The sequence below is a fragment of the Mesorhizobium sp. Arg314 genome (genome assembly GCF_053714275.1).
Map to the genome: position 1 here is coordinate 70,276 of NZ_JBSKBP010000006.1, position 13,678 is coordinate 83,953.

General features: G+C 64.5%; 17 protein-coding genes and 1 pseudogene. 10 read left to right on the forward strand and 8 right to left on the reverse strand.

The features are described 5' to 3' along the window. The first annotated feature begins 67 nt into the window (after window positions 1–67). Entirely contained in the window at window positions 68–589 is a 522-nt protein-coding gene (locus ACWGS9_RS08485) for a hypothetical protein (RefSeq protein ID WP_454504815.1), read from the forward strand. A gap of 464 nt (window positions 590–1,053) precedes the next feature. On the opposite strand, the gene ACWGS9_RS08490 is transcribed toward ACWGS9_RS08485, so the two are convergent. Continuing rightward, entirely contained in the window at window positions 1,054–2,067 is a 1,014-nt protein-coding gene (locus ACWGS9_RS08490) for a polyprenyl synthetase family protein (protein ID WP_320212038.1), read from the reverse strand. A gap of 269 nt (window positions 2,068–2,336) precedes the next feature. On the opposite strand from ACWGS9_RS08490, the gene ACWGS9_RS08495 reads away from it, so the two are divergent. From ACWGS9_RS08495 to ACWGS9_RS08525, 7 genes and pseudogenes are all read left to right on the forward strand, one after another. Then, window positions 2,337–2,561 carry a putative signal transducing protein gene (locus ACWGS9_RS08495; RefSeq protein ID WP_027164594.1) on the forward strand — a complete coding sequence of 75 codons (225 nt, stop codon included), beginning with the start codon at window positions 2,337–2,339 and terminating at the stop codon, window positions 2,559–2,561. Beyond that, the gene (locus tag ACWGS9_RS08500; protein WP_454504816.1) at window positions 2,561–3,358 is read left to right on the forward strand and encodes a tRNA1(Val) (adenine(37)-N6)-methyltransferase; all 798 of its coding nucleotides are present in this window, start codon (window positions 2,561–2,563) and stop codon (window positions 3,356–3,358) included. The genes ACWGS9_RS08495 and ACWGS9_RS08500 overlap by 1 nt, the downstream gene beginning before the upstream one ends. 140 nt (window positions 3,359–3,498) lie before the next feature. Beyond that, a complete protein-coding gene (locus ACWGS9_RS08505; RefSeq protein ID WP_454504817.1) occupies window positions 3,499–4,356 on the forward strand; it encodes a S49 family peptidase in 858 nt (285 codons plus the stop codon). Between the two features lie 85 nt (window positions 4,357–4,441). Beyond that, a complete protein-coding gene (locus ACWGS9_RS08510; RefSeq protein ID WP_027164591.1) occupies window positions 4,442–4,627 on the forward strand; it encodes a membrane protein in 186 nt (61 codons plus the stop codon). 25 nt (window positions 4,628–4,652) lie between these two features. Beyond that, window positions 4,653–5,534: a 4-(cytidine 5'-diphospho)-2-C-methyl-D-erythritol kinase gene (locus ACWGS9_RS08515; RefSeq protein WP_454504961.1), complete on the forward strand. Its 882-nt coding sequence runs from the start codon at window positions 4,653–4,655 to the stop codon at window positions 5,532–5,534. After that, window positions 5,534–6,085, forward strand: a complete 552-nt coding sequence (gene moaB, locus ACWGS9_RS08520; RefSeq protein WP_454504818.1) for a molybdenum cofactor biosynthesis protein B — start codon at window positions 5,534–5,536, stop codon at window positions 6,083–6,085. Before ACWGS9_RS08515 ends, moaB begins: the two co-directional genes overlap by 1 nt. A 114-nt stretch (window positions 6,086–6,199) precedes the next feature. Beyond that, window positions 6,200–6,463 (forward strand): annotated as a pseudogene (locus tag ACWGS9_RS08525) (GFA family protein); the annotation flags it as partial. Window positions 6,464–6,676: 213 nt separating this feature from the next. On the opposite strand, the gene ACWGS9_RS08530 reads toward ACWGS9_RS08525, so the two are convergent. Continuing rightward, window positions 6,677–7,180 (reverse strand): glycosyltransferase, encoded by a 504-nt coding sequence (locus tag ACWGS9_RS08530; protein WP_454504819.1) that lies wholly within the window; start codon window positions 7,178–7,180, stop codon window positions 6,677–6,679. A 150-nt stretch (window positions 7,181–7,330) separates the two neighbouring features. Here ACWGS9_RS08530 and ACWGS9_RS08535 point away from each other — a divergent pair, with 150 nt between their 5' ends. Next, window positions 7,331–8,485 (forward strand): PA0069 family radical SAM protein, encoded by a 1,155-nt coding sequence (locus ACWGS9_RS08535; RefSeq protein ID WP_454504820.1) that lies wholly within the window; start codon window positions 7,331–7,333, stop codon window positions 8,483–8,485. A gap of 193 nt (window positions 8,486–8,678) precedes the next feature. Next, window positions 8,679–9,377, forward strand: a complete 699-nt coding sequence (locus ACWGS9_RS08540; RefSeq protein ID WP_454504821.1) for a ribonuclease HII — start codon at window positions 8,679–8,681, stop codon at window positions 9,375–9,377. A gap of 115 nt (window positions 9,378–9,492) precedes the next feature. Here the strand turns inward: ACWGS9_RS08540 and ACWGS9_RS08545 are convergent, their stop codons facing one another. The 6 genes from ACWGS9_RS08545 to ACWGS9_RS08570 all read right to left on the reverse strand — a co-directional run bounded on the left by ACWGS9_RS08545 (window position 9,493) and on the right by ACWGS9_RS08570 (window position 13,650). Further along, a complete protein-coding gene (locus ACWGS9_RS08545; RefSeq protein WP_454504822.1) occupies window positions 9,493–9,984 on the reverse strand; it encodes a F0F1 ATP synthase subunit B in 492 nt (163 codons plus the stop codon). A gap of 11 nt (window positions 9,985–9,995) precedes the next feature. After that, entirely contained in the window at window positions 9,996–10,577 is a 582-nt protein-coding gene (locus ACWGS9_RS08550) for a F0F1 ATP synthase subunit B (RefSeq protein WP_454504823.1), read from the reverse strand. 61 nt (window positions 10,578–10,638) lie between these two features. Next, window positions 10,639–10,863: a F0F1 ATP synthase subunit C gene (locus tag ACWGS9_RS08555; protein ID WP_027164582.1), complete on the reverse strand. Its 225-nt coding sequence runs from the start codon at window positions 10,861–10,863 to the stop codon at window positions 10,639–10,641. 78 nt (window positions 10,864–10,941) lie between these two features. Then, complete coding sequence (locus ACWGS9_RS08560; protein WP_454504824.1) at window positions 10,942–11,700, reverse strand: F0F1 ATP synthase subunit A; 759 nt, start codon at window positions 11,698–11,700, stop codon at window positions 10,942–10,944. A gap of 63 nt (window positions 11,701–11,763) precedes the next feature. Continuing rightward, on the reverse strand, window positions 11,764–12,156 hold the full coding sequence (locus tag ACWGS9_RS08565) for an AtpZ/AtpI family protein (protein ID WP_454504825.1): 393 nt from the start codon (window positions 12,154–12,156) through the stop codon (window positions 11,764–11,766). A 312-nt stretch (window positions 12,157–12,468) separates the two neighbouring features. Continuing rightward, a complete protein-coding gene (locus ACWGS9_RS08570; protein WP_454504826.1) occupies window positions 12,469–13,650 on the reverse strand; it encodes a cell wall hydrolase in 1,182 nt (393 codons plus the stop codon). Window positions 13,651–13,678: the final 28 nt, after the last annotated feature.

The following is a 13,678-nucleotide window of genomic DNA, read 5'->3' on the forward strand; positions in this document are numbered from 1 at the left end:
TTTGTTGGCAGGTCTTGCGCTAGCGATAGCGGCACCGATGCCTTGCGCGTTCGTGCTTGCCCAGCCCGTGAAAACCCAGAAATCGGCGAAGCCGCAAACGCCCAAGCCCGCCAACATAGATCGCAATGGCGTGCTGATCCTAGTGCGCACCTCGCTGCTGGCGCTCGACCAAGCCAACAAGACTGGCAACTACACTGTCCTGCGCGACCTTGGCGCGCCGGGCTTCCAGGCCAACAGCGCGGCTCAACTCGGCGAAATTTTCGCCGGTCAGCGAAAGGATGGCATTGATCTTGGCGGCATCGCCGTGTTGGAACCGCAACTGACTCTGTTGCCGCAGTTGGAACCGAGCGGCATGCTTCACATGGCCGGCTTCTTTCCTTCCGTTCCCATGCAGGTCAATTTCGAGCTGCTATTCGCACCGGTCGACCGTCAATGGAAGATTTTCGGCATCTCGGTTGCGCTTGGGAGGGGCGGCCCGGAAGCGCCGCCGGCAGAGCCTGATCCGCCGAAGCCCGCCGCCGCCGAAATACCCGACCCGCCGACGCCGGCGGTCAACCCGAAAAGATCGTCCCATCAATCCGGCAAATGAGCCGAGACCTGTCGAACTGAGTCCTGCCATCAATCGCCATCGGCCATCGGCATGCAGCTATTCGACACGCTCGACCCTGGTCGGCGGCATAATCATGGGTGCGGCCGGCACAGCGCTGATGGTTCCTGGACCATTCGGCCGATCACCTCCCGTATCGGACAAGGCATCGTCTGGACCGCGATGTGGATCGCTGCCGCTTCGGGAGTCGCGCATGACGAACAGGGCGTTGCCTCGGGCATCGCGTGCTCAAGATCGGCAACGCTATCGGCATGGCGAAGTTGTTCGCGATCGCCAACAGCGATGTCGGCGGGCTGACGGGCGAGGCGCTGAAAACCGTCATAGCAGACGGCATCTAGCTTGCCTTCTGGTTCGCCGCGGTTGGCATCATGATCAGCCTGCTCGCCGCAATGGCTCTGGGTTCTGCCGCGAAAAGCAAAATAGGCGGCCCTGCCGAGCGGCGTCTTTCAGTTGACGCGGCTGATGCAGAAATCGATGACGTCGATCAGCGCCGACTTCTGCGGCGTCGCCTCCAGCGGCGCCAGCGCATCGCGGGCGATCTCGCCGAAATGGCGCGCGCGGCCGATCGTGTCGGCAATCGCGCCGTGGCGGGCCATCAGGCCGATCGCCTTTTCGAGCCCGGCATCGTCGGTGACGTTGTCCTCGATCGCGCGCTTCCAGAAGGTGCGCTCGGCCTTGGTGCCGCGTCGGTAGGCGAGGATCACCGGCAGCGTGACCTTGCCCTCGCGGAAATCGTCGCCGACATTCTTGCCGAGATCCTTGCTCGAGCCGCCATAATCCAGCGCGTCGTCGATGAGCTGGAAGGCAAGGCCGAGATTCATCCCGTAGGAACGAAGCGCCGCGCGATCGGTGCGCGAGGCCTGGGCGATGACCGGCCCGACTTCGGCGGCGGCCGAGAACAGCGCCGCGGTCTTGGCCTTGATGACGGCGAAATGCTCGTCCTCGGTGGTTTCGAGGTTTTTCGCCGCGGCAAGCTGCATCACCTCGCCCTCGGCGATGATGGAGGCGGCGCTCGACAGGATGTCCAACGCTTCCAGCGAACCGACCTCGACCATCATGCGGAAAGCCTGGCCGAGCAGGAAATCGCCGACCAGCACGCTCGCCTGGTTGCCCCAGATCATGCGCGCCGTCTTCTTGCCGCGGCGCAACGCGCTCTCGTCGACCACGTCGTCATGCAGAAGCGTCGCGGTGTGCATGAACTCGACCGCCGTGGCAAGCTTGACATGGCCTTCGCCGGCATAGCCGAACATCTGCGCGGCGGCGAGCGTGAGCATGGGCCTCAGCCGCTTGCCGCCCGAGGAGATCAGGTGGTTGGCGATCTCCGGGATCATCTCGACGTCGGAGCCGGCCTTGGACAGGATCAGCTCGTTGACGCGCCCCATGTCGGCCGCCGTCAGATCGATGAGATCCTTGATGGAAGCGGGTTCCCGCTTGCCTTCGATGTTGAGAACGACACCCACCACGACAACTCCCGTCCCATTGACGCGCACGATGGCACCCTTGAAGCGCCTCGCGCTGAAACGAATTCAGGCGGCGGCGCGCTTCAAGTCATTGTTTTGATGCATGTCGTTGTCTCAGAACCGCTGCGCACTTCCGGGCGACATGCACTAGTCCCGGGCCGACACTAGGGCGGCACAACCGGGCACGGCAAGAGGCGAATTGGCGCGGCTGTTCGCGCGCGGTTCGCCTCTACGTTTACAGGAACGCCACAACCTGCGATTTTCGTTCCATGATCGAGCTTGTCCGCACCAACGACGCCGTCGTCATCTCCTTTGTCGAATCGCTGATGCGCGACGCCGGCATCGCCTGTTTCGTCGCCGACCAGAATATGAGCGTGCTCGACGGTTCGCTCGGCATCCTGCCCCGGCGCGTCATGGTCGATGCCGAAAAAGTCGATGCGGCACGACGCATCCTCAAAGACGCCGGTATCGAGAACGAGATCCGCAAGAAATAATGGCAGCGAGCACCGCCCCCGTCCCGGATACGCCGGCGCACACGATCGATGCTTTCCATCGCGGACGCTTCTGGCTTGTGCAGCCGAGCCGGGGAGGTCATCGCGCCGGCATGGACGCCATGATGCTGGCGGCCGCCGTGCCGTCGGGCTTTTCCGGCCGGCTCGCCGATTTCGGCGCGGGCGCCGGTGCGGCCGCCCTCGCCGTGCTGTCGCGTTGTCCGGCGGCACAGGCCGTGCTGGTCGAGCGCTCCACCGAAATGGCCGGGTTCGCCGCCGCCACGCTTTCGCATCCCGGCAATGCGCATCTCGGCGACCGCGCTTCGGTACTGACGGCGGACGTCACACTTACCGGCCGGGCGCGTGGCGAAGCCGGGCTTGCGGACAACCAATTCGACTTCGTCATCATGAACCCGCCTTTCAACGCGGCGCAAGACCGCTCGACGCCTGACGCGCTGCGCAGGCAGGCGCATGTCACGGAGGGTGGGCTGTTCGAGCGCTGGATCAGGAGCGCTGCCGCCGTCGCCAAGCCGCGCGGCGGGTTGGCCATCATCGCGCGGCCCGAGCAGCTCGTCTCGATTCTCGACGCTATCGAGGGGCGCTTCGGCGATGCCGAATTGCTCTGCGTGCATCCGCGTCCGGACGCGGCGGCGATCCGCATCGTCGTCAGGGCGGTGCTCGGCGCGCGCGGAAAACTATCGATCCGCCCGCCGCTCACCTTGCACGGGCCATCCGGCAACGAGCCGGCGGAGCGGACGGAAATGATCAATAACGGCCTGGCATCGCTGTTCGGCGATTGATCCGGGGCCGGCGATGCGGCATTGCCGTTGGCTGGCGAGTTCCTTACATGCCCAAAGCAGATGACGTCGCGCCCGAGAGAAATTACCAACTTAACTGATCTCATCTTGCTCCTTTGCATTTTGTCCGGAGACAATGGTTCGTGAAACGCCTCTTCAACCGCCTGCTGCCGAAATCCTGGCGCTCGACAGTCGTCACTATTCCGGTCATCCGGCTGCAAGGCGCCATCATGGCCGGCGGCGGCCAGTTCCGGCCGAGCCTGTCGCTCGCCTCGACGGCCGGCCTTATCGAAAAGGCGTTCGGCTTCGACGCGCCGGCGGTTGCCATCTCGATCAATTCGCCGGGCGGCTCGCCGGTGCAGTCGCGGCTGATCTTCAAGCGCATCCGCGACCTGGCGGTTGAAAAGAACAAGAAGGTGCTGGTCTTCGTCGAGGACGTGGCGGCCTCGGGCGGCTACATGATCGCGGTCGCCGGCGACGAGATTTTTGCCGACCCGTCATCGATCGTCGGCTCGATCGGCGTGGTTTCCGCCTCATTCGGCTTTCCCGAGCTGATGAAGAAGATCGGCGTCGAGCGTCGCGTCCACACCGCCGGGCAGAACAAGGCCGTGCTCGATCCGTTCAAGCCCGAGAAGAAGGAAGATGTCGAGCGGCTGAAGGCGCTGCAGCTCGAAGTGCACGAGACCTTCATCGACCTCGTCAAGGAGCGGCGCGGCACCAAGCTGAAGGACGACCCGGACCTGTTCACCGGCCTGTTCTGGACCGCCAAGAGGGGCCTCGAGCTCGGCCTTGTCGATGCGCTGGGCGATATGCGCAGCGTGCTCAGGACCCGTTTCGGCGACAAGACGCAGCTCAAGCTGATCACCACGCCGCGCGGTCTGTTTGGCCGTTTCGGCCTGTTCGGCTCACGCGTTTCGGCGCCCGATATCGCCGCTGCCGCGGCCAGCGGCGTCCTCGATGCGGCGGAAGAGCGCGCGCTGTGGGCGCGCTTCGGGCTTTGAAAAAGCCATGATTGCGGCTAGCATGGCCGCTTGACCGACCCATTGGGCCGGCCTTGCCGCGAGAAACGCGGGAGGAGTTTTAGAGATGCCGCAGATCATTTTCTTCGCCGTTGTCGGCGCCGCCGCTTACTTTGGCTACCGCGCTTTCGTGCGCGAGGCCGAACGCGTGACGGCCAAGATCCGGCGCACCGAGAAACAGGCGGCGAACGGCACGATGGGCACGCTGGTCAAGGATCCCAAGACCGGCGAATATCGTCTCGCCAAGGATTGATCCCATCTCATCAGCAGCCGACATTCTGGAGCCCGGCATAGAGGTCCGGACGTGGCTTGCGCCTGCCAAGATCAATCTGGCGCTGCATGTCACCGGACGACGCGACGACGGTTACCATCTCATCGACAGCCTTGCCGTTTTCACCCGCTTCGGCGACCGGCTCGAGATCGAGCCGGCGGAGCATGATGAATTCTCGGTGTCCGGCCGCTATGCCGCCGGCCTGCCGCTCGACGACGGCAATCTGGTGGTCAAGGCACGCGATGCCTTGCGCCGGGAAGCCGGGGCGCAGCACACGCCGCCCGTCGCCATGAGGCTGGAGAAGAACCTGCCTATCGCCTCGGGTGTCGGCGGTGGATCGAGCGACGCGGCGGCCGCGCTCAACGGCCTGGCGCGGCTCTGGAAGCTCGATATCGACGACAATTCACTGGCCCGGATCGGGCTTTCGCTCGGCGCCGATCTGCCGATGTGCCTCAAGGGCAAGCCGCTGGTGGCGCGTGGCATTGGCGACGAAGTGTCGTCGCTGCCCGCGTTTCCGGCGCTCGGCCTGGTTCTGGTCAATCCGGGCGTCGCCGTCTCGACGCCGGACGTATTCACGGCGCTCTCCAGTCGCGACAACGAGGCGCTGCCGCCGCTGCCGAAGCGCCTCGACTTCCACGCCATCCGCAACTGGCTGGAGACGACGCGCAACGATCTCGAGGCGCCCGCCCGATCGATTGAACCTGCGATCGGCGATGCGCTCAAGGCGCTCAAGCGTGCCGACGCCGCCTTCGCGCGCATGTCGGGCTCCGGCGCCACCTGTTTCGGCCTGTTCGAGACCGGCAATGTCGCCAAGCGCGCGGCGATCGAGATCCGCGCTCGCCACCCCGACTGGTTCGTCGCCGCGACGCGCAGCATGGAGGCTGACTGATGGCCGACGAAAACCGCCCTTTCATTCCGGTGCGCATTGCGGTGCTTACCGTCTCCGATACGCGCAGCCTCGCCGATGACAAGTCCGGCCAGACGCTGGCCGACCGCATCACCGAAGCCGGTCACAGCCTTGCCGCGCGCGATATCGTGACCGACGACCGCGAAAAGATCCGCGACAAGGTTCTCGACTGGTCGAAGGACGAAAATATCGATGTCGTGATCACCACCGGCGGCACCGGCTTCACCGGCCGCGATGTGACGCCGGAGGCGCTGGAGCCGATCTTCGAAAAGCGCATGGACGGCTTTTCCGAAGTCTTCCACCGCATCTCCTATGACAAGATCGGCACCTCGACGATCCAGAGCCGGGCAACAGGCGGCGTCGTCAACGCCACCTTCGTCTTCGTGCTGCCGGGCTCGCCCGGCGCCTGCAAGGACGCCTGGGACGGGATCATCAAGGCGCAGCTCGACTACCGGCACATGCCCTGCAACTTCGTCGAGATCATGCCGCGGCTGGACGAGCATCTCAAGCGCGGCGGCAAGCCTGCGTCGTAAGCAAGGCGCCCGACCGGCATCCGGTTCGCAGGCGGAACAGCAGCCTTCGGGGCGCTATTTTAAAAGCTGCTGCCCGCAAAGTACCTTGTGTGACCGAACAAGGGATAATCCGCTATGGCCGTTCACAGCGGCGGCTGCCATTGCGGCAATATCCGCCTCGGCTTCTCCACCGCGCTCGACCCGGCCGGGCTGGAAATTCGCGCCTGCCAGTGCTCGTTCTGCACCCGGCACGGCTCGCGCGCGGCCGCCGATCCGAACGGCAGGCTGGCCCTCTCGGTCGAGGACAAGGAGCGCCTGCAGGCCTACCGCTTCGGCCTGCGCACCGCCCACCATCTCCTGTGCGGCGAGTGCGGCGTCCATGTCGCCGCCATTGCCGGTGAGGGTGACGACGCCAGGGCGAATGTCATCGTCAACGCGCACGACGATCGCGAGCTGTTCTCGCGCGAGCCGGTCCCCGTCCGCTACGACACCGAGACGCGCGAGCAACGCCTCGCCAGGTGCCGCAGCGCCTGGATGCCGGTTGAAATTCGGGGATGTGAGCCGGCCTTCCCGTTCAACGGATCACAATCGATCCACCGGCCTGCCTGTCCATCATTTCGGCGGCGCCACCCAGATTTCGGCGTTCAACCTTCTGGTCGCGAGGCCCCGCGCCAGGGCCTCGGCGCTGCGCGCGCTTTTTGCAAGCGCCAAGGCCTGGCGCTTGCTGATGACCAGCCCCTCGGTGAGCGCACGGTTGCCTGAAAAGACTCGGACAAGGAAAGGCGCGCGATTGGCCCGGGCGCGAGAAAAGCGCGCCGGCATTGTCTGCCTTGCCGTGTGGGCAACGACTTCGTCGATCCAACCTTCAGCGAGCCTGGCGCCGGGTTCCAAAAGCAGCAACCAATCGCCTTTGGCCTGGCCGATACCTGTGCCGATCCCGCCAGTTACAAAGTGGCAGCCGGCATGTTCGGCCACCCGATGCGTCTGGTCGGTCGAGCCGGCATCACAGACGATGACGTCGCGCACGACGCCCTCGACCGCGCCGCCGACCAGCGAGGCGAGCGTACGGGCAAGGCCTTCTTCGTCGTTCCGGGTTTCGATGAGAACGCTGAGCATCGTTTAGCCGAATAGCGGAAAGCCGCGCGTTGCGCCAGTTGCGTATGGCAGCCGAAAAAGTTCTTGCTTTGTTCTCGTCAACAAAATAGGAATAGTTTCATGAACAGAGCGATTCGACAGCCTGCCGACAGTCCCTGGGAGAGGGCGAAAATGGAACAGATCGTCCGCGCCGACATTGCCGCCTTCGGAGCAGGCAGAGCCGACATGGCAAACGCGATGATCGAACAAAGCGGCATGCGCGTGCGGCCCGACCGCAATCGCGGCCGTTCGGCCGGCATCAATCCGTCCGGCCGCTTCGAGCCGGTCAGCCGGCATGTCTTCGATGACGGCTGGAACTCGCTGGAGGAGCTGCCGCCGTTCAAGACCGAGGTGCAGGTCGAAAAGCCGCGCACCATCATCACCCGCAACGAGTCGCCGGACATTTCCTTCGACCGGTCGATCAACCCTTATCGCGGCTGCGAGCATGGCTGCGTCTACTGCTTCGCCAGGCCGACGCATGCCTTCATGGGCCTGTCGCCGGGGCTCGATTTCGAATCGAAGCTGTTCGCCAAGCCGGATGCGGCGCGCATGCTGGACAGGGAGTTGTCGAAGCCGGGCTATCAGCCGCGCACGATCGCCATCGGCACCAACACCGATCCCTACCAGCCGATCGAAAAGCAATACCGGATCATGCGCGAGATCCTGGAGGTGCTGGAGGCGCGCGGCCATCCGGTCGGCATCGTCACCAAGTCGGCGCTGGTGACGCGCGACATCGACATCCTGTCGCGCATGGCCGAGCGCGGTCTTGCCAAGGTGGCGCTGTCGGTGACGACGCTCGACCGCATGCTGGCTCGCACCATGGAGCCGCGCGCATCGACACCGACGAAGCGGCTGGAGGCGATCAGGCAGCTTTCGGATGCCGGCATTCCGGCATCGGTGATGGTGGCGCCGATCATCCCCGGCCTGACCGATCCGGAAATGGAACGCATCCTCGATTCGGCGCGCGCCGCCGGCGCGCGGGAGGCCGGCTACGTCATCCTGCGCCTGCCGCTCGAAGTGGCGCCGATCTTCAAGGACTGGCTCTTGCGTCACTATCCGGATCGCTATCGGCATGTGATGTCGCTGATCCGCTCGATGCGCGACGGCAAGGACTACGATTCCGAATGGGGCAAGCGCATGAAGGGCGCCGGTCCCTATGCCTGGCAGATCGGCCGGCGCTTCGAGATCGCCGCCAAGCGGCTCGGCCTCAACGTCGAGCGGCGGCAGCTTCGTACCGACCAATTCGTCGCAGGCTCCGGTGCCGGCGAGCAGTTGATGCTGCTTTGACGCCTGTGCCGGCCATGACGGCCGGCGCTAAGCAATTCCAGGCAAAGTGATTTCCGTCTGGAATTGCAGTCTTTTCAAGAATCCCGTCCGGCCCTTGTCCCCCGGCCGTGAGACGGAGCCTTCCCGGTCCGACGCCCCATCCGACCCGGAAGGACTTGCGGAGAATCGGAGCCGATGCGAACCTCGCCGCACCATGGCTCGCGCGCGTTCCGATTCTCCGCTTCTCTTTGAAATGGTCGAGAAGCCCGACTTCTCGATCGAGACGAAGGCAATGGCCGACGGGTTGTGGCCGGTCGCCGGCATGGACGAGGCAGGCCGCGGTCCGCTCGCCGGGCCGGTAGTGGCCGCCGCGGTGGTGCTCAACCCCGCCAATATTCCCGAAGGCCTCGACGATTCCAAACGCCTCACCCATTTGCAGCGCGAGGCGCTGTTTCTCAAGATTCTCGGCTCGGCGCTCAGTGTCTCGATGGCCTCGATCGGCGCTGAAGGCATCGACAACAGCAACATTCTCAAAGCCAGCCTGGAAGCGATGCGCCGCGCCGCCGCCGGCCTCTCGCTGCAGCCGAAGCTTGCCTTGGCCGACGGCCGCGACATCCCGCCTGGTCTCGCCTGTGAAGGCCGGGCGCTGATCAAGGGCGACCAGCGCTCGCAATCGATCGCCGCCGCCTCGATCGTCGCCAAGGTGATGCGCGACCGCATGATGTGCGGCTGCGGCGGACACCACGGGCACTACGGCTTCGAGGTGCATATGGGCTATGCGACGGTCAGGCACCGGGCCGCAATCGAGACGCATGGGCCGGTGGCGAGATTGCACCGCGCGTCGTTCGCGCCGTTCCGGCTGGGTGGCGCGGAGGTGGCTGAAGAAGAAGAGAGCTTCGCCGGACTGGAATGATAGCTAATCTCCACCCTTGTGGGGGAGATTGGCAGCGTCGCTGTCCCGCCTCTCCCGAAACAAAAAAGCCGCCGGGTTGCCCGGGCGGCTTTGATTTCGAAGCTTCGAAGCCAGCTCAGTTCAGCTTGGCCTTGACGTCGTCCAGCGCCGACTTGAACAGATCCGCGCCGGCCTTGACGTCGACCTTGGCGGCGAGCAGCGCGCGGGCAGCCTCGACGGCGATGTCGACGGCGCTGGCGCGCACTTCGCTGACGGCCTCGCGCTCGGCCTGGCCGATCTTCTGCTCGGCCAACGCGGTGCGGCGGGCGACATAGTCCTCGGTCTTCTTGGCAGCCTCGGAGGCAAGCAATTCGGCCTCGCGCTTGGCGGCGGCGACGATGTCGGCGGCCTCCTTCTCGGCTTCCTTGCGCTTCTGCTGGTATTGGCCGAGCAGTTGCTGGGCCTCTTCACGAAGCTTGCGGGCTTCCTCGAGCTCGCCGCTGATCTTGGCCGCGCGGGCGTCGAGCGACTTGGCGAGCATGCCCGGCACCTTCAGATAGATGACGGCGCCGAGGAAGATGAACAGGGCGATAGCTGCCCAGAGCGTGGCGAGTGATGTGGCGTCCATGATCCCGCTCCTCACCGGCTCGCGGATTTGACCGCGGCCGCGATCTCGGACTTGTCGGACTTGCCGCCGACAAGCGCCTCGACAATGGCCGACGTGGTGTCCTCGGCGATCGTGCCGACTTCCTTCATCGCCTTGGCCTTGATCGAGGCGATGCTCGCCTCGGCCTCGCCAAGCTTCTTCTCAAGCTCGGCCTCGAGCTTCTTGCGCGTGCCCTCGGCTTGCGCCTTGGCGGCGTCGTTCGCCTGCTGGCCGATCTTGTTGGCGTTGGCCTTGGCTTCCGCCAGTTCCTGCTCATAGGCCGCAACGGCGGCATCGGCCTCGCCCTTCAGCCTTGCGGCGTGGTCGAGATCCTGGGTGATGCGGTCGTTGCGGACGTCGATGATCGCGCCAAGACGCGGCATCACAACGCGCTTCAGGAACAGGTAGAAGAGCCCGAAAGTGATGACCAGCCACAGGATCTGCGACGGAAAGGTCGCGGCATTGAACGGCGGGAAGGTTTCATGCTCCGCGGCAGGCACCGCGGTGCCCGCATGCGTATCGCCCTCGGCCGCGGCCGGCGCTGTTTCTTGCGCATAGGCAGATGTCACGAACATCTTATTCCCCTGTCCATTCGGCGGGGCCGCACCATGCGGCCCCTTTCGTCAGCTCTGGCTCTTACTTGAAGACCAGGAGCAGAGCGATCAGGAGCGAGAAGATGCCCAGAGCTTCGGTCACGGCGAAGCCGAAGATCAGGCGGCCGAACTGGCCATCAGCAGCCGACGGGTTGCGGAGCGCACCCGAGAGGTAGCTGCCGAAGATGTTGCCGAGGCCGATGCCCGCGCCGCCCATGCCGATGCAGGCGATACCAGCGCCGATAGCAGCTGCTGCAGTTGCGTCCATTTCAAAACTCCTGTGGTTGCTTGTTCGTTGCAGTTGGTACGTTGGGTATGCTGGCGCCGGGGCGCCGGTAAAAATCGATCAGTGGCTCGGGTGCAGCGCGTCGTTCAGATACATGCAGGTCAGCACCGCGAACACGTAGGCCTGCAGGAAAGCGACCAGCAGTTCGAGCGCCGTGAGCGCGACCGCCATGGCAAGCGGCAGCACGGAGCCGGCAATGCCCACGGCGCCAAATGCGCTGAGGCTGACGACGAAGCCCGAGAACACTTTCAGCGTGATGTGGCCGGCCAGCATGTTGGCGAAAAGACGAACCGAGAGGCTGACGGGGCGCGAGACGAAGGAAATAATTTCGATCGCCACCACCAGCGGCAGAAGATAGCCCGGCACGCCATGCGGCACGAACAGCTTGAGGAAGCCGAGTCCATGCTTGGCGAAGCCGTAGACGAGGACGGTGCCGATGACGAGCGCGGCCAGCGTGAAGGTGACGATGATGTGGCTGGTGACGGTGAAGAAATAGGGGAACAGGCCGATCAGGTTGGCGACCAGAACGAACATGAACAGCGAGAACACCAGCGGGAAGAACTGCATGCCTTGCTTGCCCGCCGCGTCGCGCAGCATGTTGCCGACGAATTCGTAGGCCATTTCGGACACAGACTGCAGGCGGCCCGGAATGAGGGCGCGGCTGGCAGTGCTCATGTAGAGGAATGCCGAAGCGACGACGATCGTCACGACCATGAACAAAGCGGAATTGGTGAAAGAGACGTCGTAGCCGCCGATATGCAGCGGGATGATCGGATGGATCTGGAACTGGTGGATCGGATCGACCTTGTCAGCAGCCACTTTAAATCCCCGTCAAAGCCACAACCGGCTTCTTAAGTTGCTTGGCACCTTGCGGCGCCTCATTCATTGCTTCGGTTCGCGCGGCTTGCCGCCCTGGCCGAATTCCGATGCCAGTCCCGCCGAGCGCAGGACATTGAGTATGCCAGCGCCAAAGCCCAGCAGAAGACCGACAATCAGACCCCAGGGCGCGATTCCCGCCAGGCGGTCGATGATCCAGCCCAAGCCGACACCGACCACCACTCCGGCGATGAACTCGCTGGACAGTTTCAGTGCCTGACCGTAACCGGTCGCAGCTTTCGCTTCGTCTTTCCCCTCGAGCCGGTCCGTGCGTCTTGTTGCCAGCGATGCTTCAAGATCGCGCCGGCGGCGCTCAAGTTCGTCGTCGCGGATGGTGGCTTCTGGCTGCCTGCCGCGGCCGGTTTCTCCGGTTCCGTCTGGCCCGGTTTTGTCGGCCATCGCAACCCCCCTGCCCGGGCAGACGATTGCCGTCCGTCCGCTTCTAAAGTCGCCGGCAACATAGTTAGCGGGTCCGCGCCCGTCAAGCCACGGGCCGAACTTCGGAACGATGTATTTTCGTTAGTTAAATCAACGGTTTATCGAGGTGCGACATCGTGCCCTTCACGGCCGCGTGAGGACTCGGCGCGAATCCGCGCAACAACTCGCCTCGATCGGCGTGAGAGGCCAGCCGCAAAGAGCACTGCCCGAGCGGTCGTTTGGGCGGTTCGGGTCGAACCGCCTAAGCGGCTCAACTCGAGCCGGCTAAACGGCTCAGCTCCAGCCGCCGCCATAGGTGCGATAGAAGATATGCAGGCCGATCCTGGTCATCTTGTGCATGGCGCGCGCCCAGCCGGGATGGACGTAGTTGGCGTAGTAATGCGTCGATGAGCCGACTTCGGGAATGAAGATCTTGCCGGCGGTCACCGCCATGGCAACCTCCTGCGCGGTCTTGTAGGAAGCCTGGTCGGTGATGGTCTTCTTCCTGCCGTCGCAGGCGAAGGAGAACTGGCAGCGGTTGAACCAGTCGTCGTTCTGGTAGACGACGCCGCAGATCGTCTTCGGATAGGCAGGATTGCGGACGCGGTTCAAGATCACCTGGGCAACCGCCGCCTGGCCGCGGACAGGCTCGCTGCGCGCCTCGAAATAGATGCCCTTGGCAAGGCAGGCCTGCTCGGGCTTGGAGAAGACGCTCGCCGGCAGCGGGTTCTGCAGCCAGGCATGGTCGCCCTTGCCCATCGGCGGGATGAAGCGGCCATCGTTCGGATCGTCCTGCAGCAGCGCCTCGAAGGGCGAGGCCTTGGCGTAGTCTGGCGCTGATTGGGCATAGGCCGTGGCAAGAATATCCGGCTTGTCGTTGTTGACGAGGGCGACAAGTGCCGCCGGCAGGGCCGGGTCAGGCTTCTTGTCCTCGCGCAGATGGAAGGCTTGGGCGATCTGGACTTCCTTGCCCTTGATGCCGGGCTTGGCGAAGGTGAGCTTCAGGCCGCTGTCCATGCTCGGACGAAGCAGCGAGGACGTGCGCTCGAAGATCGAGCCGGCGCTGAAATTCTTGGGCGGCGCGACCGGCGAGACCTGGACGAGGCGCCCCTTCTTGTCGGCGCGCACGACACGATCCTCATCGGGCGTCGCGCCCACGGCACTGCCCTTGCCGCGGAAGGCGACGGTGCCGACGCCCGGCAAGTTCACGCCGGAACCGGAGATCGAGCCGGTGGTGGTGGAATCGACGAACGGCATTTCGGCGGCATGCACCGAGCCGGCGGCGGATTTCTCGATATAGGCGTTCCAGCGCGCGTTGGGCGACTCCAGGCCGGAAATCAGGCTGGTCATATCCTGATAGGCGACGACCGACGGAAAGCCGATCCAAATGCCGAGCCCAAGCACCAATGGAGGAAGGAAGGAACGTTTTTTCGCAACGGCGGCGGCGGCAAGCCGCAATGAAACGCGTCGATGCACGGAACTCTCCAGAAACGCTACTGACCCC

Bases quoted from the DNA above. Each gene is read 5' to 3' on its own strand.
- ACWGS9_RS08535 (WP_454504820.1), top strand. From the start codon at position 7,331: ATGGAACAGATCGTCCGCGCCGACATTGCCGCCTTCGGAGCAGGCAGA.
- ACWGS9_RS08495 (WP_027164594.1), top strand. From the start codon at position 2,337: ATGATCGAGCTTGTCCGCACCAACGACGCCGTCGTCATCTCCTTTGTC.
- ACWGS9_RS08555 (WP_027164582.1), bottom strand. From the start codon at position 10,863: ATGGACGCAACTGCAGCAGCTGCTATCGGCGCTGGTATCGCCTGCATC.
- ACWGS9_RS08530 (WP_454504819.1), bottom strand. From the start codon at position 7,180: ATGCTCAGCGTTCTCATCGAAACCCGGAACGACGAAGAAGGCCTTGCC.
- ACWGS9_RS08550 (WP_454504823.1), bottom strand. From the start codon at position 10,577: ATGTTCGTGACATCTGCCTATGCGCAAGAAACAGCGCCGGCCGCGGCC.
- ACWGS9_RS08510 (WP_027164591.1), top strand. From the start codon at position 4,442: ATGCCGCAGATCATTTTCTTCGCCGTTGTCGGCGCCGCCGCTTACTTT.
- ACWGS9_RS08565 (WP_454504825.1), bottom strand. From the start codon at position 12,156: ATGGCCGACAAAACCGGGCCAGACGGAACCGGAGAAACCGGCCGCGGC.
- ACWGS9_RS08545 (WP_454504822.1), bottom strand. From the start codon at position 9,984: ATGGACGCCACATCACTCGCCACGCTCTGGGCAGCTATCGCCCTGTTC.
- ACWGS9_RS08540 (WP_454504821.1), top strand. From the start codon at position 8,679: ATGGCTCGCGCGCGTTCCGATTCTCCGCTTCTCTTTGAAATGGTCGAG.
- moaB (WP_454504818.1), top strand. From the start codon at position 5,534: ATGGCCGACGAAAACCGCCCTTTCATTCCGGTGCGCATTGCGGTGCTT.
- ACWGS9_RS08500 (WP_454504816.1), top strand. From the start codon at position 2,561: ATGGCAGCGAGCACCGCCCCCGTCCCGGATACGCCGGCGCACACGATC.